This is a genomic window from Paraburkholderia sp. UCT2, from assembly GCF_014397665.1.
In the GTDB taxonomy this organism is placed as follows: domain Bacteria; phylum Pseudomonadota; class Gammaproteobacteria; order Burkholderiales; family Burkholderiaceae; genus Paraburkholderia; species Paraburkholderia tuberum.
This window is the reverse complement of the sequence record NZ_VZQO01000040.1, coordinates 23,656-46,699: the sequence shown is the minus strand read 5'-3', so window position 1 is coordinate 46,699 and position 23,044 is coordinate 23,656. Positions and strand designations below refer to the sequence as shown.

The 23,044-nt window shown below is 62.9% G+C and carries 23 protein-coding genes; 18 read left to right on the top strand and 5 right to left on the bottom strand.

The genetic code is table 11. From position 1 onward, the window contains the following. Positions 1–62: 62 nt before the first annotated feature. The 3 genes from F6X39_RS27085 (at position 63) to pqqD (ending at position 2,869) form a co-directional block, all read left to right on the top strand. Entirely contained in the window at positions 63–2,048 is a 1,986-nt protein-coding gene (locus F6X39_RS27085; RefSeq protein ID WP_187618836.1) for a sigma-54-dependent Fis family transcriptional regulator, read from the top strand. A gap of 303 nt (positions 2,049–2,351) precedes the next feature. Beyond that, a complete protein-coding gene (gene pqqA / locus F6X39_RS37675; protein WP_090805708.1) occupies positions 2,352–2,426 on the top strand; it encodes a pyrroloquinoline quinone precursor peptide PqqA in 75 nt (24 codons plus the stop codon). A gap of 161 nt (positions 2,427–2,587) precedes the next feature. Next, a complete protein-coding gene (pqqD, locus tag F6X39_RS27075; RefSeq protein WP_187618855.1) occupies positions 2,588–2,869 on the top strand; it encodes a pyrroloquinoline quinone biosynthesis peptide chaperone PqqD in 282 nt (93 codons plus the stop codon). Here pqqD and F6X39_RS27070 read toward each other — a convergent pair. Next, positions 2,861–3,109, bottom strand: a complete 249-nt coding sequence (locus F6X39_RS27070; protein ID WP_187618858.1) for a hypothetical protein — start codon at positions 3,107–3,109, stop codon at positions 2,861–2,863. The genes pqqD and F6X39_RS27070 overlap by 9 nt on opposite strands. 248 nt (positions 3,110–3,357) lie before the next feature. On the opposite strand from F6X39_RS27070, the gene F6X39_RS27065 reads away from it, so the two are divergent. The 6 genes from F6X39_RS27065 (at position 3,358) to F6X39_RS27040 (ending at position 8,287) form a co-directional block, all read left to right on the top strand. Beyond that, a complete protein-coding gene (locus F6X39_RS27065) occupies positions 3,358–3,909 on the top strand; it encodes an RNA polymerase sigma factor (protein WP_187618835.1) in 552 nt (183 codons plus the stop codon). Next, positions 3,909–4,841, top strand: a complete 933-nt coding sequence (locus tag F6X39_RS27060; RefSeq protein ID WP_187618834.1) for an anti-sigma factor family protein — start codon at positions 3,909–3,911, stop codon at positions 4,839–4,841. The genes F6X39_RS27065 and F6X39_RS27060 overlap by 1 nt, the downstream gene beginning before the upstream one ends. After that, a complete protein-coding gene (locus F6X39_RS27055; protein ID WP_187618854.1) occupies positions 4,825–5,889 on the top strand; it encodes a catalase family peroxidase in 1,065 nt (354 codons plus the stop codon). Before F6X39_RS27060 ends, F6X39_RS27055 begins: the two co-directional genes overlap by 17 nt. A gap of 221 nt (positions 5,890–6,110) precedes the next feature. Continuing rightward, positions 6,111–6,995 carry an anti-sigma factor family protein gene (locus tag F6X39_RS27050; RefSeq protein WP_187618833.1) on the top strand — a complete coding sequence of 295 codons (885 nt, stop codon included), beginning with the start codon at positions 6,111–6,113 and terminating at the stop codon, positions 6,993–6,995. A gap of 513 nt (positions 6,996–7,508) precedes the next feature. Next, positions 7,509–8,063: an RNA polymerase sigma factor gene (locus F6X39_RS27045; protein ID WP_187618832.1), complete on the top strand. Its 555-nt coding sequence runs from the start codon at positions 7,509–7,511 to the stop codon at positions 8,061–8,063. Next, entirely contained in the window at positions 8,060–8,287 is a 228-nt protein-coding gene (locus F6X39_RS27040; RefSeq protein WP_187618831.1) for a hypothetical protein, read from the top strand. Before F6X39_RS27045 ends, F6X39_RS27040 begins: the two co-directional genes overlap by 4 nt. Positions 8,288–8,316: 29 nt before the next feature. Here the strand turns inward: F6X39_RS27040 and F6X39_RS27035 are convergent, their stop codons facing one another. The 4 genes from F6X39_RS27035 to F6X39_RS27020 all read right to left on the bottom strand — a co-directional run bounded on the left by F6X39_RS27035 (position 8,317) and on the right by F6X39_RS27020 (position 11,942). After that, complete coding sequence (locus tag F6X39_RS27035; RefSeq protein ID WP_187618830.1) at positions 8,317–9,723, bottom strand: serine/threonine-protein kinase; 1,407 nt, start codon at positions 9,721–9,723, stop codon at positions 8,317–8,319. 28 nt (positions 9,724–9,751) lie between these two features. Beyond that, entirely contained in the window at positions 9,752–10,642 is an 891-nt protein-coding gene (locus F6X39_RS27030) for a DUF3365 domain-containing protein (RefSeq protein WP_187618829.1), read from the bottom strand. Next, the gene (locus F6X39_RS27025) at positions 10,639–11,619 is read right to left on the bottom strand and encodes a hypothetical protein (protein WP_187618828.1); all 981 of its coding nucleotides are present in this window, start codon (positions 11,617–11,619) and stop codon (positions 10,639–10,641) included. The genes F6X39_RS27030 and F6X39_RS27025 overlap by 4 nt, the downstream gene beginning before the upstream one ends. 95 nt (positions 11,620–11,714) lie before the next feature. After that, positions 11,715–11,942: a hypothetical protein gene (locus F6X39_RS27020; RefSeq protein WP_184029557.1), complete on the bottom strand. Its 228-nt coding sequence runs from the start codon at positions 11,940–11,942 to the stop codon at positions 11,715–11,717. Between the two features lie 94 nt (positions 11,943–12,036). Here F6X39_RS27020 and tssB point away from each other — a divergent pair, with 94 nt between their 5' ends. The 9 genes from tssB (at position 12,037) to F6X39_RS26975 (ending at position 22,913) form a co-directional block, all read left to right on the top strand. Beyond that, positions 12,037–12,558 carry a type VI secretion system contractile sheath small subunit gene (gene tssB / locus F6X39_RS27015; protein WP_187618827.1) on the top strand — a complete coding sequence of 174 codons (522 nt, stop codon included), beginning with the start codon at positions 12,037–12,039 and terminating at the stop codon, positions 12,556–12,558. Between the two features lie 8 nt (positions 12,559–12,566). Further along, positions 12,567–14,060 carry a type VI secretion system contractile sheath large subunit gene (tssC, locus tag F6X39_RS27010; RefSeq protein WP_187618826.1) on the top strand — a complete coding sequence of 498 codons (1,494 nt, stop codon included), beginning with the start codon at positions 12,567–12,569 and terminating at the stop codon, positions 14,058–14,060. A gap of 111 nt (positions 14,061–14,171) precedes the next feature. Next, positions 14,172–14,675 carry an Hcp family type VI secretion system effector gene (locus tag F6X39_RS27005; protein ID WP_090804249.1) on the top strand — a complete coding sequence of 168 codons (504 nt, stop codon included), beginning with the start codon at positions 14,172–14,174 and terminating at the stop codon, positions 14,673–14,675. A 57-nt stretch (positions 14,676–14,732) separates the two neighbouring features. Continuing rightward, the gene (locus F6X39_RS27000) at positions 14,733–15,545 is read left to right on the top strand and encodes a type VI secretion system accessory protein TagJ (RefSeq protein ID WP_187618825.1); all 813 of its coding nucleotides are present in this window, start codon (positions 14,733–14,735) and stop codon (positions 15,543–15,545) included. Positions 15,546–15,558: 13 nt separating this feature from the next. Next, positions 15,559–16,062 carry a type VI secretion system baseplate subunit TssE gene (tssE, locus tag F6X39_RS26995; RefSeq protein WP_187618824.1) on the top strand — a complete coding sequence of 168 codons (504 nt, stop codon included), beginning with the start codon at positions 15,559–15,561 and terminating at the stop codon, positions 16,060–16,062. A gap of 5 nt (positions 16,063–16,067) precedes the next feature. Further along, entirely contained in the window at positions 16,068–17,960 is a 1,893-nt protein-coding gene (gene tssF, locus F6X39_RS26990; protein ID WP_187618823.1) for a type VI secretion system baseplate subunit TssF, read from the top strand. Continuing rightward, a complete protein-coding gene (gene tssG / locus F6X39_RS26985; RefSeq protein WP_187618822.1) occupies positions 17,924–18,940 on the top strand; it encodes a type VI secretion system baseplate subunit TssG in 1,017 nt (338 codons plus the stop codon). The genes tssF and tssG overlap by 37 nt, the downstream gene beginning before the upstream one ends. Positions 18,941–19,024: 84 nt before the next feature. Beyond that, complete coding sequence (gene tssH, locus F6X39_RS26980; RefSeq protein WP_187618821.1) at positions 19,025–21,844, top strand: type VI secretion system ATPase TssH; 2,820 nt, start codon at positions 19,025–19,027, stop codon at positions 21,842–21,844. A gap of 64 nt (positions 21,845–21,908) precedes the next feature. Continuing rightward, the gene (locus F6X39_RS26975) at positions 21,909–22,913 is read left to right on the top strand and encodes a TcdA/TcdB catalytic glycosyltransferase domain-containing protein (protein ID WP_187618820.1); all 1,005 of its coding nucleotides are present in this window, start codon (positions 21,909–21,911) and stop codon (positions 22,911–22,913) included. Positions 22,914–23,044 lie beyond the last annotated feature (131 nt).

Below are 23,044 nucleotides of genomic sequence, written 5' to 3'. Positions count from 1 at the left end.
GAGCTTGCTTAAGAGGACGGAGAAAAGTCTGGCAAGGTACCAGGCTTTCCAGGAGGGAGACAATGCGCGATGACGTTCACCGGGCCGTGGCTCAGACTGCCATACGGTCCAATGACTTTCCCGTGCCGGCAATTCAGAAAGCGCACGAACGCTCCGAAACGTTTGGTCTGTGCGCGTCGGCGCGGCCGGAATACGAGGTTCTTTCGAACGCGGGTCTCGTGCTCAAACGCGAGCAGAACCGGGTGTTGTGCGCGCATGCGATGCCGGTGATGGAGTCGCTGCACGAGCAGATCGCCGACACGCAAAGCATGATCGTGCTGACCAATGCCGAAGGGCTGATCCTGCATTCGATCGGCGACGACGACTTCCTCGCGCGCGCGGAGAAAGTCGCGCTGCGGCCCGGCGCGAACTGGGCCGAGGACCGCCAGGGCACCAATGCGATCGGTACGGCGCTGGCCGAGCGCTGCGCGATGGTCGTGCACGGCGACCAGCACTACCTGGCGGCAAACCGCTTCCTGACCTGCTCGAGCGTGCCGATTCTCGATCCGTATGGCGACGCGATCGGGGTGCTCGACGTGACGGGCGACTACCGCAGCTACCATCAGCACACGATGGCGCTCGCCAAAATGTCGGTGCAGATGATCGAGAATCATCTCTTTACGACCACCTTTCACGAAACGCTGCAAGTGTCCTTCCATAGTCGTCCGGAGTTTCTGGGCACGCTGATGGAAGGCATCGTGGCGTTCACGAGCGACGGACGCTTTCTGTCGGCCAACCGGAGTGCCCAGTTCCAGCTCGGCATGTCGCTCGCCGGGCTGCGCGCGCATACGCTGTCGTCGCTGTTCCAGACCACGAGCGCGCAACTGATCGATCGCGTGCGCGTGAGCCTCGACCCGCACCTGATGCTCAACCTGAGCAGCGGCGCGGTCGTCTGCGCGCGCGTGCAGTTCAGGCGGGCGTCGCTGGCCGAGGGCAGCCGCCCGGTCGCCGTGCACGACGGTGCCCGCGCGCTCGCGCGCGAGGAGCCGCCGCAGGCGGCCGCCGGACTCTCGCGTCTGAGCTATCTCGACACGGGTGACCCGCAGGTCGCCGCGGTCGTTGCGAAGGTCAGGAGGGTGATCGGCAAGGACATTCCGATCCTGATCAATGGAGAGACCGGCACGGGCAAGGAACTGCTCGCGCAGGCGATCCACAACGATTCGCCGCGCTGCGCCGGGCCGGTCGTGGCGGTCAACTGTGCTTCGATTCCCGAGACGCTGATCGAATCCGAGCTGTTCGGCTACGAGGAGGGCGCATTCACCGGGGCGCGGCGCAAAGGCGCGATCGGCAAGCTGCTGCAGGCAAACGGCGGCACGCTGTTTCTCGACGAGATCGGCGACATGCCGTACTCGCTGCAAGTGCGGCTGCTGCGCGTGCTGCAGGAACGCGTCGTCAACCCGCTCGGCTCGACTAGGAGCATCGCGGTGGACGTCGCGATCATCTGCGCGACGCACCGGGACTTGCGCGAGATGATCGCGCAAAACCGCTTCCGCGAGGATCTCTACTACCGGCTCAATGGCCTCGTGGTGCGTCTGCCGCGGCTGCGCGACCGTACCGACCTCGCGGTCGTGATCCAGAAGATGTTGCTGCGCGAATCGATCGCCAGCGCGAGCGGACGGCCGCTTCACGTCGCACCCGATGTCATGGCGATGTTCGAGCGCTGTCCATGGCCGGGCAACTTCAGGCAGCTTGGCAACCTGCTGCGCACCGCGGCGGCCATGGTCGACGCGGACGGCGAGATCCGGCGCGAGCATTTGCCCGATGACTTCTTCGATGATCTGCGCTGCGGCGTTTCGTCGAGCGGCGCGGCGGATACGCCGGGCTCGGGCAATGCGTTCGCGCCAGAGTGCGCGCGCCTGCAGGACGTGACCGTGTCGGTGATTGCCGCCGCGCTCGCGCGGCATGGCGGCAACGTTTCGGCGGCCGCGCGCGAGCTCGGCGTGTCGCGCAACACGATCTATCGCAAGATGCCCGCGGTCGAGCCGGATCGTGAGGTGGACGACTTCTGAACCCCACCGCGCCGCTTTCATCAGCACTTCTGTTTCGCCCACGTGCTGTCACACCGTTGTTGCATCCCGCAGCAGTGGTGCTCCAAAAATCAACACTGCCCATCTCCCGAACGCGTCGTATGGAGACGCGTTTGTCCCGCTTACGTCAGCGAATTGACGATGTCGGTGCCCATACCCAGGCGAAGGCTTGTGCGTGAGCCAAACGAGCCTCGCGGGGCGACATCGGCATGTCCTTTGCTTTGAAGGGAACGGCCGCGCATCGAGTGCGGTTCTTCCGTCCCATCGCAAACAAGGAGACATGCCATGCAATGGATCACTCCGTCGTACGCCGAGGTGCGTTTCGGCTTTGAAGTCACGATGTATATCGCCAATCGCTGAGCGGGCTGCGGCGTGCCGCCCGCAGTGCCGTAGTGGCGCCGCGGGCGGCGCTCGCCACGCCGGGCACGCACGAGGCGCAGCAGCGCGCGCTCGATATCCTGCGGTTCAAACTCGATAATTCTCTGGTCGATCCTCGATGCGGTCGAAAAGGCCTGGCCCCTATGAACACGCGTGACGCGGATAGCGGCGTGCCACTGCGCCCCCGCCTGCGGAGCGTCTTCCGCCTGCAGTGGGAAGTGGCGCAGGACGCCTACGTGCTGCTCTATCCCGAAGGGATGGTGAAGCTCAACACTAGCGCCGGCGCGATCCTCGCGCGTTGCGACGGAGAACACGAGCTCGACGACATCATCGGCGAACTCGAACGGCTTTTCGGCACGTCCGAACTTGCACCCGCCGTCTACCGCTTTCTCGATCACGCGCGGCTGCGCGGCTGGCTATCCTGAGATGGCCCACGACCATCCCGGTCCTTCCGTGCCTGGCGGTTTGGTCAGCCAGATCAGCGAAATGATCGCGATAAAGATCACCGCTGATAACCAGAAAATGTCGTTTAAGCCCAGCATCGAGGCCGCCACGCAAAAATCGCCGATGCCAGCGGTATAGATCGGACCGCGCAAAACAAAAAACCCTCGCTGGTATGGCAATTTCCACAACACATTGGCGCCGGTGAGGACACCGGCGACCATGGATCATGAAGTAAGCGGAGGAAGGCGCGTCGAATGCCGACGCGACCGTCAAAGACGGCGCGCGTGCTTCGCCGATCTGACGCTCATTGCCCGCGGATGATGTTTGCGAGCCGATTGCCGCGCGTCGGCAAACATTTTGCGAACGTTGCACAATACGGCTTGGGGAAACCAGCCGGAATTGGCCAGTCGTTGGCCGCCACGCCCGGCCGCCATCAAGCCGCCATCAAGCCGCCATTAGCCAGTCAATCATGCCAACAGCAGAGGTTGAGAGTCTGCCCAGTCAACTGCCGGGAATGCTGCCGCGATTATGGGCGTTCTCGCTGCGCCTGTGCGGCAACCAGCACGACGCCGAGGATCTCGTCCAGCGGGCCTGTGTCCGCGGACTCGAACGCGCCCATCAATTGCAGCCAGGCACTTCTCCTCTGAGCTGGATGTTTTCGATCGTTCATTCCACCTGGATCAACGAGCTGAGAGCGCGCAACGTGCGCAACCGCTCGAGCATGGAATGGGACGACGATTTTCTGCAGACCGTTGCTGATCCCGATGCGCGCACGCCGGAAGAGAACCTGCTGAATGGCGAGATCATCGCGGCCGTCAACCGTCTGCCCGAGGCACAACGGATCGTCATGCTGCTCGTGGCCGTCGAGGGCCTGAGTTACGCCGAGGCCGCCAAGGCGCTCGACGTGCCGATCGGCACGATCATGAGCCGCCTGTCCCGCGCGCGGCAGACCATTGGGGCCCAATTCGGCAATCGTGAAGCCACGGCGGCGCGCTCATCCAGCAGCGAGCGAGAAGTGTGATGACGATCGACGACACCACCCTGTTAGCGTACGTCGACGGAGAATTGCCGCCCGACGAACGCGCACATGTCGAGAGCGCGATCGGCAAGTCGGACGACGTGGCGTCGCGCCTGTCGATACTGCGGGCGTCGCAATTGCCGTACGCGGAAGCGTTCAGCCAGCAGGCGTTGCCGCCGGTACCGGAGACGTTGCGCCGCAAAGTCGACGAATTGATTCGACAGCACCTCGCAGGTTCGTCCGCACAAAGCGAGGTCAATGCCGCCGACGCAATCGATACCGCGACCAGCGGTGAGTCATCGATCCCGTCCGGTGGCAATGTGCATCGGCTGAAGCCGCGCGCATCATTGCCGTGGCTGGCGGTGGCGTTCGTCGCGGGCGTGTTCTCCTGCGGCATCGCGTTCCGTCTGTTGCCGCAACTGACCGGTGGCGGCGCCATCACGACGGCATCGAATGATCCGGGCGTGTCGTCGTGGATCGCTGCGGCGGCCGGCTATCAGCAGCTTTACACACGCGACACCGTCGCCTCGTTGCAACCCGACATGCGCGCGACCGCCGCCACCGCCGCCAATATTCGTCAATACGACAATCTGGCGTTGCAGATTCCCGACCTGCGCAGTCAAGGGCTCTCGTTCAAGCGCGTGCAGCGCCTGAGATTTCGTGGCAAACCGCTCGTGCAGATCGTCTACCTGCCGGAGCATGGCGGCCCCGTCGCGTTATGCGTGCTGAAAGAAGCGAAGGCCGACGCGGCGCCCGCGCGCGATCGCGTCGACGGCATGGACGTGGTGGCGTGGCGGCGCGGCCAACTCGGTTATGCGCTGATCGGCGAGCACGGCGGCGTCGATCTCGAAGCACTGGGCAAACGCCTTTACGACGGCCAGGTGTCGACCACCATCGGCCGCACGGACGCGCATGACGATGCCCGGTCGGGCTGATCACCAGCGAGGCCATGGCTTGCTGCTGCGCTGGCTCGCGGTTTTCGCGGCGCCTATGTTACTGCTGGCGCTGTTCGTCTGGTGCGCCGGATGGTTCCCGCCGCGCCTGACTTCGCAGCGGATCGTCGATGCATTCGAAGCGACGACGACGCCGCACCCGGGCTTCCGGCGCAACCACGCGAAGGGCATCTGCATCACCGGACACTTCGACAGCAACGGCAACGGCGCGTCGGTATCGCGCGCAAGCGTGTTCGAACGCGGCAGCTACGCCGTCGTCGGGCGACTGTCGAGGCCCGGCGGCAATCCGCAACAAGACGACGGCGAAGCCCTGGTGCGCAGCTTCGCGTTGCTGATCGCGCTGCCGCGCGGCGAGCAATGGCGTCTCGCGATGAATTCGACGCCGATTTTCGCGGTGCGCACGCCGCAGGCGCTATTCGAACAGCTTCAGGCGGAAGCGCTGGATCCGCACACCGGTCAGGCGAACCCCGCAAAAATGCAGGCGTTTCTCGACGGCCATCCTGAGGCCCGCGCGTTTCTCGAATGGGTCCGCTTGCACCCGCCATCGTCCCGCTTCGACAACGCGGCCTATTTCGGTATCAGTTCGTTCCAGACTACGGATGCGCAGGGCGCGAAGCGTTTCGTGCGTTGGGAGGTGGTGCCGGACAGTCCCTGGCGTCCTGTCGAAGCCCGCGCGCAAAGCGATCCAGACTTTCTGTCGCACGCGCTGATGACGCAACTCGCGAAGGGGCCATTGCGCTGGCATCTGGTGCTGAACGTCGCGATGCCCGGCGATCCGATCGACGACTCGACGCGGCAATGGATCGACTCACCGCAACGCGAGCGGGTCGACGTGGGCACGATCGTCATCGATCGCGCGCAGGCGCAGATCGATGGTCCCTGTCGCGACATCACGTTCAATCCGACCATCCTGCCCGATGGCATTGCGCCATCCGCCGATCCGTTGCTGGCCGCGCGCTCGTCGACGTATAGCGTATCGTTCAATCGCCGAACTCGGGAGGAGGCCGTTGCCGGATCGAATGGTCACTGAATGTCGTCTCTACCGCGAGGTTTCGGGCGCGACGCCTGAGAAAACGGTTGGCAATAGCAAGTCCTGGCCAGTGATCCACGCTTCATCCGCGCGCTGCGTACGACCTGCGAACAACGCGCAACTACGGTTATCATAGAATTTGATGACGAACGGGCGGTGCCCGACCCGCGCCTTGCAGGCGAATGCTGATCGCGCTCAACCTCCTTTAAGCCTATCGTCCTATGAGACCCGACGACAGTAAATTGATCGCGTATGTCGATGGCGAACTTGACCCGTCCGAGGCGGCATCGATCGAAAAGGAACTCGCCGTTTCGCCTGAGTTGCAGGAAAGCGTCGATTTGCTGCGCGCGTCGCAACTCCCTTATCGCGAGGCGTTTGCAACGCAGAAGCTACCGCCTTTACCGGGCGAATTGCAGCGCCGTATCGAAGCAATGGCGAGCGCCGCACGGCGCGACCAATCGAATCACGCATCCCATCAGCCGATACCCGCAAGAAAGCCGCAGGCGCGGCTGTGGCTTGCCGCGGCATTCGTCGCCGGCGCGTTTTGCGCGGGCCTCGCGATGCGGCTCGGACCTGCATGGCTGGGCGTGCCCGGCAGTGGCGGCGCGATTGTCGCGTCGAACGACGCGACGTCGTGGATCCATGCAGCGGTGGGCTATCAACGGCTCTATACACGCGATACCGTTGCCGACATCACGCCCGACCTCGGCGCGTCGGCGAAGACCGTCACGGCGATCCGGTACGTCGACGGCATTGCATTGCGTGTGCCGGATTTGCGGGAGGCGGGGCTGTCGTTCAAGGCAGTCGCGCGCCTGCGCTTCAACGACAAGCCGCTGGTCCAGATCGTCTATCTGCCCGACCACGGCGCGCCGGTTGCGCTGTGTGTGATGAAGGACGCGCGACCGGACCAGGCGATCGCGCAACAGCAGTTGAACGGCATGACCGTCGTATCGTGGCGGCAGAACGATCTTGCCTATGCGCTGATCGGCAAACCGGACTCAAGCGATCTCCAGTCGATCGCACAGCGGATCTCGAACAGGAGCGTGGACGCGTTGTTCGCGCTTAACGATGCGCCTGATGCGAAGCCGAGGGATGCGCGTACATGAGCGCGGCGCGATCTGATCGCAGTGCGGGCCATTCCGCGTGACGGCGTCCGGAGTCAAGTTCTGCCGGTTTTTTGCGTGACGGGGTTTGACAGGAGAGTCGTAGTGAAACGAAACGATGACCTCGCTGGTCGTTGTTTCGCTCTATTCAGTAAACGGCGACCCGTGAGCCGCGATTCGTCATCGAGGTCATAGCCACAAACGATTGGTCGCAACAGTGGTTTTTGGATAAACATGCCCTGCGCACGCGTTCGGTCAAAATCGAAATGGAGCGGCGCTGCCTTTGGCAATTCTGCAAGCATCCGCGTTCAAGCCGTTGACGAACTGCATGCAACGGTCCCAGATAAAGAGGTGGCGTCAGATCCGCCAAACCTCTGCTCGGCGAAGAGACCAATCAACCGGTCCAGAGAAATTCTGTCTGGCCTTGTTCCTGATGTGATCGGTGTTACGACGTGACCCTCAAGCGGCACGTCGAGCCGTCGTTCAAGGGCTCTACTCGAAATTGGCCACTCAACCATGTCCACCACTGTCGTTGAGAGTTTGCCGGATCTTTTACCCGCAATGCTGCCCAGATTGTGGGCTTTCTCGTTGCGCCTGTCCGGCAATCAGCACGACGCCGAAGACCTGCTGCAACGTTCGTGCGTACGCGGACTCGAACGGGCGCATCAACTGCAGCCCGGCACGGCGCCGCTCAGCTGGATGTTCTCGATCATCCATTCCACGTGGCTCAACGAATTGCGGGCACGCAGCGTACGAGGCCGGGCGAGTGTCGAGTGGGACGACGCATTGCTAGCCGTCTCCGATCCTGCCGCGCGTTCTCCCGAAGATGTGCTGCTGAGCCGTGAGATCATCGCCGCCGTCGGGCGCTTGCCCGAGGCTCAGCGCGTGGTGATGCTGCTCGTCGCGTTCGAAGGATTGAGTTACGCCGAAGCCGCGCAGGTGCTCGATGTTCCGATCGGCACGATCATGAGCCGCCTGTCGCGCGCGCGGCAAAGCATTGGCGCGCGCTTCGACAGCGGCGCGGGACCGGCCGCACGTTCGGCTCCGCCTCGGGTCGAAGTCGGGCGATGACGATCGCCGACGCCGACCTGCTTGCTTATGTCGATCGTACGTTGGCTCACGCGCGCGTGGCCGACATAGAGCGAGCGATGCACGAGTCCGTCGATATTGCGAATCGCGTGATATGGCTGATGGCATCGAAGTTTCCATACACTGAGATCGTTGGCCGGCAAAGCTTGCCCGCATTGCCCGTAGCGCTGCGGTTACGGATCGATCGCCTGATCGCGGCCGCCTGACGATCGATCGGCGGCGCGAGCCGGGAGATTCAGGGTGGCGGGTCGTCGAAGGCACGCAAAAAAGCCTCGCGATCCACCGACGCCGGCAGCGCGTCGGCCAGTCGCGCACGGAAGGTCGCTGCGTCCGCGCCACGCGCGGCCCGCTCGGCGATCACGTGTGCGAACGGTCCGACGTGCGATGCGAGCCGCCGCGCAGCGGCCTCGACGTGCTCGGCATCGAGCGGCATGCACGCCGCGGATGTCGATTCGATGGGCAGCGTGCTGCGCTTCGATGCATCGTCCGAAGCGATCACGTGCTGCTTGAGCAGGGTATCGAACTCACGACGAGCGGCGTCGTTGGACAAATGGCGCGCAAGCTGGGCCGCCAGTGTTTGCGAGTCGGTCGCATGCGATGCGGCGCGCCGCACGAGCAGCGAGGCAATAGGGCCGACGTGGCTGGCGAGCCGTTGCTCCAGCTGGGCCAGAAACTCGGGTGGCCAGTCTGGTCTGGCAGCCCCCGCCGCTGGCGCAAGCGCCTGGCGCAACGGCTGCGCGCGCACGACGGTATGGTCGGGATCGAGCCGCGCCATGAACGAGTCGTGCAGCGTCAACAAGGCGTTGCGCCAGCTTTGCGCGGACGCATAGCGGTCGTCCGGCCGTTTGGCGAGCGCCTTCAGCACCATGGCATCGAGTTCGGCGGGCAGGCTTGCGACATGCGTCGATGGGGGCGGCGGCATCTCGTTCATCACCTGATGCATCACGGCGGCTGGCGCGCCGCTAAACGGGCATTGCCCGCTCAGCATCTCGTACAGAACGACGCCGGCGGAAAACAGGTCGCTGCGTGCGTCGATCTCCGCGCCTGCATACTGCTCCGGCGACATGTAGCTTGGCGTGCCGATCATCATGCCGGCCTGCGTCAGGCGCCCTGTATCGAGCTGTGCGATGCCGAAGTCGGTCACCTTGCATTCGCCGCGCGGCGCGATCAGCAGGTTGGCGGGCTTGATGTCGCGATGAATCACGCCGAGTTCGTGCGCATAAGCGAGTGCATCGAGCAGTTGCGCGAACCACGTGAGCGCATCGAGCAACGGCATCATGCTGCCATCGCGGGCGTGCTGCGCGAGCCGTTGCGCGAGGTTCTCGCCGCGTACGTATTCGAGCGCGATGAACGCGACGCCTTGCGCCTCGCCATAGTCGAACACGCCGACGATATGCGGATGCACGAGACGGCCGGCAGCGCGCGCTTCGTTGAGAAAGCGTGCGGTCAGCTCCGCACCGGATGGCTCCGCCGTGCCTTGTCCGTCGTTCAGTGACGGGGTGCGAATCGTTTTTAGCGCCACCTCGCGCTGGATATGCGGATCGGTCGCGAGATAGACCGTGCCCATCGCGCCGTGACCGAGCACCCGTTCGACCCGATAGCGGCCGATCTGTCGCTCAGTCGCGCTGGTTCGGGAAGTCATGGAGTCGTCCACGATGTGTGCGGCACGCTTACTCCTGGCGCTCTTCGATCATCTCGAACGCTGCGACGAGGCTCGTGCGCATCCGTCCGAACGACACCGCGAGCGACGCTATTTCGTCGCTGCCGCCGGCCGGCAGTTCGACGTCGCCGAGTTTGCCGAGACTCACTTCGTCCGCGGCGCGCGACAACATCTGCAAACGCCGCGTGACGAGGAAGTGCACCATCGCGTTCAGCACGACGAGCACCACCGCGAATACAGCGGTCAGTGAGACCATCAGGCTGCGCCATACCGCACGGCCGCGCGCGATCGACTCCGACATCGGCACCGACACGAATTCTGCGCCGATCACGTCGTTCATGGTCCAGCCGAAACCATTGGCCGGCCCGTACTTGTCGATCATCGTGTGCGGCGCCGCGGACGGCGTGCTGTGACATTGCATGCACGCGGCGTCGGTAATGCGGCTCGGATGGGCGAGAAACAGCAACTGCTCGCCGCCCGGCGTATGACGCTGTCCGGTGGCCTGTTTCAATTCCGGATGGTCGTGCAGATGAGCGATCACTTCGCTTTCCCAGTCGCTTGGCCGGTCGCGCGGATTGGTCGGATTGAGCATCGCCGACTTGTACGAGAAGTTCGGAAACGCGCTCTGCAACGAGTTCAGCATTTCGATCGCCGAGTACGCCGGCACCGACTCGGGCACGAACGAATATTTGATCTGCGTCGCGAGCAGCGGCGTGATGTGTTGCGCCGTGTAGTTCTGCATCGCGCTGGCGGCGTTCAGAAGGACGTCCGCATCGTGACGGGTTTCGTCGAGCGCCTGCTGTTGCAACACACGATCCGCGACGAATCCGATGGCGGTCAGTCCGATCGCGAAGATCGCGATGAACACGAGATTGAACTTGATGGCGAGTGACAGCTTCATGGGCGAACCGGAGCGGATGGGTAAGCGGAACGGTAAGCGGAACCGTAGACGGAACCGGTCTGGATTGCGGGGCTCCGTATCACGGCACGCGGTGGCGGCGGAAAGACCAGCGCATGCCAGTCCGGCAAATCGCGAATGCGCTGCACGACTGCGCGGCGAAACGCGGGATCGGTCAGGCGCGCGCGAAAGCGCGAAGTGAAACGCGTCGATGGATCCCTGCGCGCCGCGAGTTCGCTGTCGAGCCAGTCCGATACGTCGTCGTAAGCGACCGGTCGGATGCTGCCCGGCGGCTCGTTGCGTGGATGGGCCGGCATCGGCAGCACACGCAACGCGTCGCGGAATGTAACCGGCATCGCGGCGACGAAAGCGGAATCAGGGCCTGCTGTCACGGCAATCGTGTCGCTCGCCGCGGGATGCATGGCGAAGCGATGCGCATCGAGCTTGAGCGGCGCAACATTGCCGTGCGAAGCGCCGATGCCGAGAATGCTGGCCGCGCCGCTCTCACAGAACACTGCGTCACGGTCTTGCGCGTGGGCGATCTGCTCATTGGCACTCCGATAATTCGTTGCCGTTGCCGCGATGACCAGCACGGTATCGTTCGAGGGCGTGAATCGCGTGCGCGCGGTGTCGATCACAGGCGCGGCGCAATTCGCCGTGTTTGCGTCGCACGCGTGCAGCACCTTCAGCCAGCCGCCGAGCAACGCGATATGCGCGTCGCGCATCAGCATCACGCGAGTGCCATGACCCAGCGCGACGCTATTGCCCGCGTCGTCCTGGATCTGCACGCCTGCGCTCGTCGGCGTTTCGACCATATCGTCAAGCGCAAAGCGCTGCCCGACATCTGCCTGATAACGCCCCGTCTCATGAATGACGGTGGCGGGCGCATCGGCCTGCACGAGCGTCCACGCCGCATTGGCATAGGGTGCAAGCAGCAGCAAGGCGAACGGTACAGACCGCTTGAAAAGTCCGAAGATCATCCAGATGAGCCTGGTTGAGCGTTTCAATTGGCGAAGCGCGGTGAATACGGCGCGTTATATCGCGCGAGTATCAACAGAACAGCCGGCTCGCGGGTTTATTCCAGGGTTTCGATGATCACAAACTCGCCTTCGCGTGTCCCATATGGTGAGCCTGTCTCTGCGTGACGCACGCACGAAAAGATCCAGTCCACGACACAACGGAATATCTGCCCGGCTGGGCTGTTCTGATTTGCGCAGACGGCGGCGAGTGTGATCTGGAACATGAACGCAACGGTTTCGACAGACGTGGAATAGATCGCGATGCTGCGCTGTTCTGGGTGCATGGGCGACGCGTCTGCAACGCGCAAGTCGAGTGCAGGCTCGTAAGATGCATCGCCGGATTCACGAAACCCTACGGATACCAGAGGAAATCAGCGCATGGCAACGAGACAGAGCAGTCAGAAATTCATCGCGCGCAATCGGGCGCCACGCGTACAGATCGAGTACGACGTGGAACTGTACGGCGCGCAGAAAAAAGTGCAGATCCCGTTCGTGATGGGTGTGATGTCGGATCTGTCAGGCGCCAATGCCGGCGATCTTCCGCCGCTCGAAGCGCGCAAGGCGGTGGAAGTGGACGTCGATAACTTCGACAGCCGCATGCAGTCGATGAGGCCGCGGGTGAACTTCAGCGTGCCCAACACGCTGACGGGCGAAGGCAATCTGGCGGTCGATATCATCTTCGAAGGCATGGACGATTTTTCGCCCGCCGAAGTGGCGCGCAAGGTCGACTCGCTCGCGAAGCTGCTCGAGGCGCGCACGCAGCTCGCCAACCTCGGCACTTATCTCGATGGCAAGTCGGGCGCGGAGAAGCTGATCGCGCAGGCGATCAAGGATCCCGCCTTGCTGCAATCGCTGGGCGCGGCGCCGAAAGCCGCCGACACCGAACCGGCACAGGAGTGAGCGCGATCATGGAAAGCCAGAATCAGATCGAGCAAGACGTCGAGGGTGCATTGAGCGGCACCGACGATTTCGCCGCGCTGCTCAACAGGGAGTTCAAGCCGAAGAACGAGCGCGCGAAGCAGGAAGTCGAATCGGCCGTGCGCACGCTCGCTGCACAGGTGCTGCAGGATTCGCACATCGTTTCGGATGACTTGACGCAAACCATCAACGCGTATGTCGCCGAGATCGACCGCAAGCTCAGCGAGCAGTTGAACCAGATCATGCACCACGCGGACTTTCAGAAGCTGGAAGGCGCTTGGCGAGGGCTGCACCATCTCGTTACCAACACCGAAACGGATCCGATGCTGAAGATCCGGGTGGTGAACATATCGAAGAAGGAACTCGCAAAAAATCTCAAGCGCTTCAAAGGCGTTGCATGGGACCAGAGCCCTGTATTCAAGCGCATCTATGAAGAAGAATATGGCCAGTTGGGTGGCGAACCGTATGGCTGCCTCATCGGCGATTACTACTTCGATCACGGTCCGCAGGACGTCGAACTGCTACGCGGCATTTCGCAGGTCGCCGCCGCCGCGCATGCGCCGTTCATCTCGGCGGCGGATTCGACGTTGCTCGGCATGGAAGGCTGGAACGAGCTGGCCAATCCGCGCGATCTGTCGCTGATCTTCACGACGCCGGACTACGCGGGCTGGCGTTCGCTTCGCGAAATGGACGACGCCCGCTATCTCGCGCTGACGATGCCGCGCACGCTTGCACGCCTGCCGTACGGCGCGAAGACCGACCCAGTCGACGGGTTCGACTTCGAAGAAGACACCGAAGGCGCGGATTCATCGAAGTACACATGGCAGAACGCTGCGTATGCGATGGCGGTGAACATCAACCGTTCGTTCAAGTACTACGGATGGTGCACGCGGATTCGCGGCGTCGAGTCGGGAGGAGCAGTCGACAGTCTGCCGGTGCATACCTTCCCGAGCGACGACGGTGGCGTCGACATGAAGTGCCCGACCGAGATCGCGATCACCGATCGGCGCTCGGCCGAACTCGACAAGATGGGGTTGATGCCGCTCGTGCATCGCAAGAATTCGGACATCGCGGCATTCATCGGCGCGCAATCGGTCGCGAAGCCGGAAGAGTACGACGATCCGGCCGCCACGGCGAATTCGAATCTGTCGGCACGTTTGCCATACATGTTCGCGTGCTGCCGTTTCGCGCACTACCTCAAATGCATCGTGCGCGACAAGATCGGCTCATTCAGCACGCGCGAGCAGATGGAGAGCTGGCTGTCGAACTGGGTCATGAATTATGTCGATGGCGATCCGGTGAATTCCAGCGAGGAAACCAAGGCCCGCAAGCCGCTCGCTGCCGCGCAAGTCGTCGTCGAGGACGTCGAAGGCAATCCCGGCTACTACACGTCGAAGTTCTTCCTGAAGCCGCACTACCAGCTCGAAGGACTCACCGTATCGCTGCGGCTCGTATCGCGACTGCCTTCCGCGCAGGCCGCCTGAGGCTTCTGCTGCATCTCACCTTGCAGGTAATCGTCCGGAGCGGCAGCGTTCCGGTCCTGATCGTTCGTCGCTACGGCGAGCGCACTCTTTGGCTCACAAATAGAGGTCACTATGGCATTCGACATGCACCTGAAATTCGGCTCCGGAGCGGTCACGATCCAGGGCGCTTCCAATCACTCGAAGCACAAGAACCAGGTTCCGATCATCGCGTGGTCGTGGGGCGCCAGCAATACCGGCAATCTGCACACGGGTGCGGGCTATGCATCGGGGGGCAAGGCCAACATTCAGGACATCACCGTCACGAAGTACATCGACAGTTGCTCGAACGCGTTGCTAAACGCTTGCTGCACGGGCGCGCGCGTCGACAACGCCTATCTGTACGTCACCAACGCAACGGGTCAGCAGACCGACTTCCTGACCATCGAGCTGAGCGAAGGGGTGCTGGTCACGTCGGTATCCACGGGCGGCAGCGGTGGCGACGAACGACTCACCGAGAACATCACGTTGCATTTCGGGAAGTTCAAGTACTCGTTCCAGCCGCAGGACGATGAAGGCAAGGCAAACGGCGGCACCAAGGATTTCACATTCGATATCCAGCAGGTCACCAAGCAGTAAGCAGGCGGCGATACCGGTCTTTTCGCCCGCTTTCTTTCATTGAATGGAGCACATCCAGTGACACTTTCTTCTGTCGATGTCAAACCTGAAAAGCTGCTCGCGGACGGTCATTTGAACGACGCGTTGCAAGCGTTGGCCGCGAAAGTGAAAAACTCGCCGGCGGACGCGACACTGCGCGTGTTTCTGTTTCAGTTGCTTGCGTTGCGGGGTGACTGGGAACGTGCCGGAACCCAGTTGACCGTGGCGGGCGAACTGGAACGACAAAACGCATTGATGGTCGCCGCCTACCGCGCGGCACTGGTCGGCGAACGCGAACGCGAAGCCGTGCTGGCCGCCCTGCGTAACCCGGCAACGGTCGGCGAACGGTCGGAATGGGAGCGCTTGCTGTTGCAGTCGCTGCAACAACTGTGCGACGGACGGATCGCCGAAGCGCTCGCATTGCGCGCGCGAGCCTTCGACGAAGCGGAAACGGTGCGCGGCAGCATCGACGGCGTGCCGTTCAAATGGATCGCCGACGCAGACCCGCGTTTCGGGCCGTGCCTCGAAGTGATCCTGAAGGACAGCTATGCGTGGGTGCCGTTCTCGCGCGTCGCTGCGCTGTCTTTCGATGCGCCCACTGATCTGCGCGACAAGATCTGGGCGCCGGTGCGAATCACCTGGAAGAGCGGTGATGAGGCGATCGGCTTCGTGCCTTGCCGCTATTGCGGCAGCGAGCGAGGTGAAGACGTCGCGCTCGCGCTGGCAAAGCGTACGGCGTGGACCGATCTCGGCGACGGCTGTTTCATCGGCGTTGGTCAGCGCATGCTGATCACCGACGTCGACGAATATCCTTTGCTCGACGTGCGCTCGATCACGTTCGAAACAGCTTGAGGGGGCGCACGTCATGGCAGAACTGATGCCCCAGGAGCGTCTGCAGCCGTCGCTGCTCGATCGTCTCACCGATTTCGATCCTGCGCAGCGCGAGGAGAGCCGGGAGCAGCGCGTCATTACGGCCGCGCGTTTGCGCGAATACGTGACACGCGATATCGCGTGGCTGCTCAACTGCACGCGGCACTGGAGCAGCGACGAGCTGACCGGATTCGCGCAGGTGGGTAATTCCGTACTGAATTTCGGCATCCCCGATCTTGCGGGTGCGGCGTTGTCGGGTATCGATGCGGAACTGTTGCAGAACCGGATCCGTTCGGCGCTGCTCGACTTCGAACCCCGTCTGATCGCCAGCACTGTTCAGGTGAGCATCGAGGTCGACGAAGCGCGCATGGGCAGCCGTTCGCTGCGTTTCCTGATCGAAGCCGACATGTGGGCGAACCCGATGCCGCTTTCTCTCTATCTTCGCACCGACGTCGATCTCGAGACCGGCGTGTTTCACGTGTCGCAACACTTCGGCTGATCGTCATGGACCCACGACACTTGCGCTATTACAACCGCGAGCTGCAACACGTCCGCGAGATGGGCGCGGAGTTTGCGAGCGAGTATCCGAAGATTGCCGGCCGTCTCGGGATGGAAGGTCTCGATTGCGCTGACCCGTACGTCGAACGGTTGCTCGAAGGCTTCGCGTTTCTGGCGGCGCGCGTGCAAATGAAGCTTGATGCGCAGTATCCGGTGTTCACGCAGCATCTTCTGGAGATGATCTACCCGCATTACCTGACGCCGATTCCGTCGATGGCGGTCGTGCAGTTGTATCCGGATCAAGCCGAAGACCTTCCTGCCACCGGACACCCGGTCGCGCGGCACACGGTGTTGCGCAGTCTCACCGGCTTCGGCGAGCGCACGGCGTGCGAATACCGCACCGCGCACGACGTGACGCTGTGGCCGCTCGCGATCACCGAGGCGAGATACCTGGACACACCCGCGGCGCTTGCCGCCGCTGACCTCGTGCCGCCGCCGTCGAAAGCCGGGCAGGTCCGCGCGGGTTTGCGCCTGAAGTTCGCAACGCTTTGCGGCGTGCCGGCGAACACGCTCGCGCTCGACAGCCTGCCGGTTTATCTCGCCGGCGCCGACGATCTGCCGCGATGGCTCTACGAGCAACTGATGGCCAACCGCATCGGCTATACGGTGCGCGCAACCGCGCCGGATGGGCAAACCATCGAGACACAGCATGACGCGTCGGCGCTGCGCGCCAAAGGCTTCGACGAAGATGACGCGATACTGCCCTACGGTGGCCGTTCGTTCAGCGGTTACCGGCTGTTGCAGGAGTATTTCGCGTGTCCGGAGCGTTTCCTGTTTGCCGAGTTCACGGAGTTGCGCCCGCTGCTCGCACGTTCGCGGGGCAACGAGTTCGAGATCGTGGTGTGGCTCGAGCGCAGCGTCACGCGCCTGCACAACGCGATCGATGCAGCCAACTTCCGCCTGTTCTGCGCGCCGGCAATCAATCTGTTCGAGCGCCGCGCGGACCGTATTCATGTGCAGCAGGGCGACACCGAGTATCACGTGCTCGGCGACCACACCCGGCCGATGGATTTCGAAGTGCATAGCGTGCTGGAAGTGCAGGGCTACGGCGATCGCCAGGAGCCGGAGCAAAGCTTCCTGCCGTTCTATGACAGCACCGCTCGCACATGGCACGGCGGGCAGGCGGCCTTCTACACGCTGCGCCGCGAGGCGCGGCTGGTCTCGAGCCGCCAGAAGCAACGCGGCGCACGCTCGAGCTACGTCGGCAGCGAAACGTTTATCGCGCTCGTGGATGCCAACGACGCGCCCTATGCGACCACGCTGCGCCAGTTAGGACTGCGGCTGCTGTGCACGAATCGCGATTTGCCGCTGCATATGCCGGTGGGCAAGTCGTACACCGATTTCACGCTCGATACCGACGCGCCCGTGTCGTCGATCCGCTGTGTGGCTGGACCGACCCGGCCACGCGCGCCGACCGCGACCGGCGAATCCGCGTGGCGGCTCATCAGCCACCTGCAGTTGAACTATCTGTCACTGCTCGACGAGGAAGGCGAAACGGGCGCGGCGGCGCTGCGCGAAATGCTCGGCCTGTATCACGACGAGTTCGACGCCGCGACGCGACGGCAGATCGAAGGCATCAAGCATGTCGCGGCGAAGCCCATCACGCGTCGCGTGCCGGTGCCCGGGCCGATCACGTATGGCCGCGGGCTCGAGATTACGCTGAGCTGCGACGATGCCGCTTTTGAAGGCAGCGGCGCATTTCTGCTCGCGTCGGTATTGCAGCATTTCTTTGCGCGCTATGTCTCGCTGAATTCGTTCGCCGAGACCGTGTTGCGCACGCTCGAACGAAACGAGGTGGCCCGATGGCCCGCGAATCCCGGCAAGCGCCCGATCCTGTAGTGCTCGAAGCCGCGTTGCGCGCGAGCCCGGAAGATTTCGAGTTCTTCGAGGCAATGCGCCGTCTCGAATGCGCGTATCCGCAACGGCCGCGGTTCGGTCATTCGACCAGGCCGGCCGAAGATCCTGTGCGTCTCGCCCATGCCGCGGCACTGGAATTTCCGTCGCGCAGCATCGCGCGTTTCGAGGCGGGAAAGGCCGGCCGGCCGGCGCGGCTGGTTGGGCTGTTTCTCGGTTTGTTCGGACCGAACGGGCCGCTGCCGTTGCACCTCACCGAATACGCCGTCGATCGGGAGCGGAACGCGAAAGACCCGACGTTCGTCGCGTTTGCCGACGTGTTTCATCACCGGATGCTGAGCCTCTTCTATCGCGCGTGGGCCGATGCGCAGCCCACCGTACAGCTGGACCGTCCGGAACAGGATCGGTTTCGCACCTATGTCGGCGCGCTGATCGGCATCGCCACGCCGCACCTCGACACACGCGACGCGCTGCCCGATCAGTACAAGCGCTTTTTCGCCGGGCGTCTGGTGCCGCAGGCGCGCAATGCCGAAGGACTCAGGCGTTTTCTCGAGCACTTCTTCGGTGTGCCGGTGCGCGTGCTCGAGTTCGTCGCCGGGTGGATGCAATTGCCTCGGGACGCGCGTTTGCATATGGGCAAGAGCATGGCCTCGATGGGCCGCGACGCATTGCTCGGCACGCATGTGCGCGGCGCGCAGCAGCGCTTCCGGCTGCGGGTCGGGCCGCTGACCCGCAACGAGTTCAACCGTTTTTTGCCGGGCGGCGACACGCTCCTGCAACTGGTGGCGGCGGTCAAGTTGTATGTGGGCGAAGAGAAGGGCTGGGACGTGCAGCTCGTGCTGAAGAAAGAAGAAGTGCCGCTGACGCATCTGGGTCAGGCGGCCCGCATGGGCTTCAACACGTGGATGGGCCGCTATCCGCAGCACAACGATGCCGACCAGGTCGTGTTGAGCCCGGCCGAGTGAAGTCCGGCGTACGCATGTCCGGGCATCTTTCAACTGAACTGGCGACTGCTTCGCGGCCGCCTCTGGTCATACAGGATTGGAATCATGGCTGAAATAAGTCGTGGCGCCTTGTTCGGCAAGCTCAACGCGCTGGCCTATCGGGGTATCGAAAGCGCTACCGTGTTCTGCAGGCTACGCGGCAACCCGTACGTCGAACTGGCGCACTGGATTCATCAGATCCTGCAACTGCAGGATTCGGATCTGCATCGCATCGTCAGGCATTTCGGCCTGGATCCGTCGCACCTTGCACGCGACGTCACGGTCGCACTCGAACGTTTGCCGCGCGGCAGTACGAGCATCTCCGATCTGTCGGCCGAGGTGGAAGAAGCGGTCGAGCGCGGCTGGGTATTCGCTACGCTGCTGTTCGGCGAACCCCAGGTGCGCACCGGCTATCTGATCGTTGGCCTGTTGCGTACGCGACACTTGCGCCACGCATTGCTCGATGTCTCGGGGGAATTCGACAAGCTACGCGCCGAGACGTTGGCCGACGACTTCGCCGGCATCGTCGAAGGCTCGCCGGAAGACGGCCAGCTTGCCACCGACGGGTTTCGTGCCGGCGCGGTTGCGTCCGGTGAGGTTGCGTCCGGCGCGGTTGCGCCGGGCGAGAGCAGCGGTGCGATGGCGCCCGCGCAGATGGGCAGGCAACAGGCGTTGCAGCAGTTCACGGTCGATCTGACCGCGCAGGCGCGCGACGGCAAGATCGACCCGGTGGTCGGCCGCGACGCCGAGATTCGCCAATTGGTCGACGTACTGATGCGCCGGCGCCAGAACAACCCCATGCTGGTCGGCGAAGCGGGTGTCGGCAAGACGGCTGTGGTGGAGGGGTTCGCACTGCGCATTGCGCGTGCCGACGTGCCGCCGCCATTGCGCAACGTGCAGGTACGTGCGCTCGATATCGGCCTGTTGCAGGCCGGCGCGAGCATGAAGGGCGAGTTCGAAAACCGCCTGCGTCATGTGATCGACGAAGTGCAGTCTTCGCGCAAGCCGATCGTCCTGTTCATCGACGAAGCGCATACGCTGGTGGGCGCGGGCGGTACGGTGGGCACCGGCGACGCGGCGAACCTGCTCAAGCCCGCGCTCGCGCGCGGCAATCTGCGCACGATCGGCGCGACCACCTGGGCCGAATACCGCAAGCACATCGAGAAGGATCCGGCGCTGACGCGACGTTTCCAGCCCGTGCAGGTGGACGAACCGAGCGAAGAGAAGACCATCCTGATGATGCGCGGTACCGCGAGCGTGATGGAGCAGCATCATCGTGTGCAGATTCTCGACGAAGCGCTCGAAGCAGCCGTCAAGTTGTCGCATCGCTATATTCCCGCGCGTCAGTTGCCGGACAAGGCCGTGAGCCTGCTCGATACCGCGTGCGCGCGTGTCGCGATCAGCCAGCACGCGGTGCCGGCGAAAATCGACGACACACTCAAGCGGATCGAGGCGCTGGAGACCGAGCAGACGATCATCGCGCGCGAGAAAAGCGTCGGCATGGAGGTGGAGGCTCGCGAGTCGCTGGCTTCAGCGACGCTCGAAGCGGAACGGCTGCGTTTGCAGCAGTTCGAAGCCGCGTGGGACAACGAGAAATCGCTGGTCCAGCAGATTCTGGCGTTGCGCGCGCGGCTAGGAGGCGAGGCCGCGCCGGGCGAACGCGCCGGCAGTGCGCGGGAACCGACCGCGCACTGCGACGCGAAGTCCGACGCATCGACAAACTCGTTCGCACCGCCGGCGCTCGACGATGACACGAGGGCAGAGGTGCTTGCCGAGTTGAAACAACTGCAGGCGCAGCTCGCCGAGCGGCAGGGCGAAAACCCGCTGATCCTGGCGAATGTCGACTACCAGGCGGTCGCGTCGGTCGTCGCTGACTGGACCGGCATTCCGGTCGGGCGCATGGTCCGTGGCGAACTGCGGACCGTGATGAATCTCGCCGACCTGATGTGCGAGCGCGTCGTCGGTCAGGACCACGCGATGGAGATAATCGCCAGGCGCATCCAGACATCGCGCGCCGGTCTCGACAACCCCAACCGTCCGATCGGCGTGTTCATGCTCGCCGGCACGTCGGGCGTCGGCAAGACCGAGACCGCGCTGGCGCTCGCCGAGGCGCTGTACGGCGGCGAGCACAACCTGATCACGATCAACATGAGCGAGTTTCAGGAAGCGCACACGGTTTCGACGCTGAAGGGCGCGCCGCCAGGCTATGTCGGTTATGGCGAAGGCGGAGTGCTGACCGAGGCCGTGCGGCGTAAGCCGTATTCGGTGGTGCTGCTCGACGAAGTGGAGAAAGCGCATCCCGATGTCCACGAAATCTTCTTTCAGGTGTTCGACAAGGGCGTGATGGATGACGGTGAAGGCCGCTCGATCAATTTCAGGAACACCTTGATCCTGCTGACCACGAACGTCGGCACGGATCTGATCGCCGGCCTGTGCCAGGACCCGGCGCTGATGCCGGATGCGCAGGGCCTCGCCAAAGCGCTGCGCGAACCGTTGCTCGAGGTGTTTCCACCCGCGCTGCTAGGCCGGCTCGTGCCGATCCCTTACTTCCCGCTCAGTGGCGCGATGCTCGCGAAGATCGTGAGACTGCAACTGGACCGCATCAAGCGGCGTATCGAGGATCGCTATCGCGTGCCGCTCGACTATGACGACGCCGTGGCGCAACTGGTCGTGAGTCGCTGCACGGAGAGCGAATCGGGTGGCCGGATGATCGATGCGATTCTGACCAACACGATGTTGCCTGCGATCAGCCGCGAGTTTCTCGCACGCATGATCGACGGCGTCGCGATCGAGCGGGTTGGCGTGAGCGTCGAGGACGGCGATTTTGCGTATCGCTTCGACGAGTGTGCGCCGCTCATCGCCGCGATTCCCGGCATTCCTGATTAGTGTGACCGGGGCGCCACATGCTGAGGCGGTCGAAAGAAATTGACCTTTACGAGGAGTTCAAAACGTGAAAGCTATTCCAAAGATAATTCATATTATCTGGATTGGCGGCGATATCCCGCAACGAAACCGCGATTGCATCATAACGTTTCCGAGGTTGAACCCCGATTGGGAGGTGAATCTCTGGATCGACGCCAATCAGTTACTGACAGGTGAACGTCGCCGCCAGATCAGCGTACAACACAATGCCAGCACTACTCCGAACCAATGGGATGAGGTTGCTCAACGTTTGGGTCAGGACGGGGGCGATTCGGCAACGATGAGATATCTGAATCAGTATCTGAACATGCGCGGCGAGGATTTGCGTGGAATGCGGGGCCGCCAGGTCAACTTGATCATAAACTTCTGCGAGCAGAACAAGATCAAGCTGCGCGAGGTGCAGCATGATTTGAAGATGGGTAAGAACTCTACGATTTACCGACGCGAATTGGTCAATCGCGGAGCCAACTTCGGTTCGGCCAGCGATATTCTGCGAATCGAGATTCTTCTTCAGCATGGCGGTCTCTATGTCGATACCGACGTCAGCTGCGTCAGTCCCTTGGGGGAGATCATCTGCCACCAGTCTTACCCGCGATTCTCCGCCGTGCATCCCGCCTGGTATGACGGAATAAGCGAGAGCGACTGGGTGAATCCAAACTGGTGGGAACGGAACGTCAGAGGCGACCAGACGCCATCGATCAGCAACTCGATCATTGCGGGTCACGCTGGCAGCGGCGGCTTGAAGTCCTACAAATCGCTCATACACAGCAACTTCAGATCGATCAGGAACAGCGATGCTCTGCGAACAGAATATATGAATGACGTCCGGACGAGCACGATCAGAATGACGGGACCAACGGCAGCAGCGGAGAGTTCAGGCTTCAAAAAGGTCCGGGACAAAATGTTCGAGGAGCAAGTCCGCTCTCAGACCTCGGATCAGAAACTGCAGAACAATCTATTCATGCGAGATAACTGGTACTTCCCCATGCACAAGGTCAAGGACAGTTACTTTCACGATTGGCTTGGCGTATGAGTTCTTCGAGCGAATCCGGGATCACGTCAATATCGGGTTGATCCATAACACGCAGGACGATCGTCCCGTGGTCGCGAACGACCCGGTGGACAATTCGTATCAATTGGTCAATAAGGGTTCGGATCCGCTCA

Coding starts and splice junctions, on each gene's coding strand:
- F6X39_RS27085 (WP_187618836.1), top strand. CDS start 63: ATGCGCGATGACGTTCACCGGGCCGTGGCTCAGACTGCCATACGGTCC.
- pqqD (WP_187618855.1), top strand. CDS start 2,588: ATGAACACGCGTGACGCGGATAGCGGCGTGCCACTGCGCCCCCGCCTG.
- F6X39_RS27070 (WP_187618858.1), bottom strand. CDS start 3,109: ATGGTCGCCGGTGTCCTCACCGGCGCCAATGTGTTGTGGAAATTGCCA.
- F6X39_RS27065 (WP_187618835.1), top strand. CDS start 3,358: ATGCCAACAGCAGAGGTTGAGAGTCTGCCCAGTCAACTGCCGGGAATG.
- F6X39_RS27060 (WP_187618834.1), top strand. CDS start 3,909: ATGACGATCGACGACACCACCCTGTTAGCGTACGTCGACGGAGAATTG.
- F6X39_RS27055 (WP_187618854.1), top strand. CDS start 4,825: ATGCCCGGTCGGGCTGATCACCAGCGAGGCCATGGCTTGCTGCTGCGC.
- F6X39_RS27050 (WP_187618833.1), top strand. CDS start 6,111: ATGAGACCCGACGACAGTAAATTGATCGCGTATGTCGATGGCGAACTT.
- F6X39_RS27045 (WP_187618832.1), top strand. CDS start 7,509: ATGTCCACCACTGTCGTTGAGAGTTTGCCGGATCTTTTACCCGCAATG.
- F6X39_RS27040 (WP_187618831.1), top strand. CDS start 8,060: ATGACGATCGCCGACGCCGACCTGCTTGCTTATGTCGATCGTACGTTG.
- F6X39_RS27035 (WP_187618830.1), bottom strand. CDS start 9,723: ATGACTTCCCGAACCAGCGCGACTGAGCGACAGATCGGCCGCTATCGG.
- F6X39_RS27030 (WP_187618829.1), bottom strand. CDS start 10,642: ATGAAGCTGTCACTCGCCATCAAGTTCAATCTCGTGTTCATCGCGATC.
- F6X39_RS27025 (WP_187618828.1), bottom strand. CDS start 11,619: ATGATCTTCGGACTTTTCAAGCGGTCTGTACCGTTCGCCTTGCTGCTG.
- F6X39_RS27020 (WP_184029557.1), bottom strand. CDS start 11,942: ATGCACCCAGAACAGCGCAGCATCGCGATCTATTCCACGTCTGTCGAA.
- tssB (WP_187618827.1), top strand. CDS start 12,037: ATGGCAACGAGACAGAGCAGTCAGAAATTCATCGCGCGCAATCGGGCG.
- tssC (WP_187618826.1), top strand. CDS start 12,567: ATGGAAAGCCAGAATCAGATCGAGCAAGACGTCGAGGGTGCATTGAGC.
- F6X39_RS27005 (WP_090804249.1), top strand. CDS start 14,172: ATGGCATTCGACATGCACCTGAAATTCGGCTCCGGAGCGGTCACGATC.
- tssE (WP_187618824.1), top strand. CDS start 15,559: ATGGCAGAACTGATGCCCCAGGAGCGTCTGCAGCCGTCGCTGCTCGAT.
- tssF (WP_187618823.1), top strand. CDS start 16,068: ATGGACCCACGACACTTGCGCTATTACAACCGCGAGCTGCAACACGTC.
- tssG (WP_187618822.1), top strand. CDS start 17,924: ATGGCCCGCGAATCCCGGCAAGCGCCCGATCCTGTAGTGCTCGAAGCC.
- tssH (WP_187618821.1), top strand. CDS start 19,025: ATGGCTGAAATAAGTCGTGGCGCCTTGTTCGGCAAGCTCAACGCGCTG.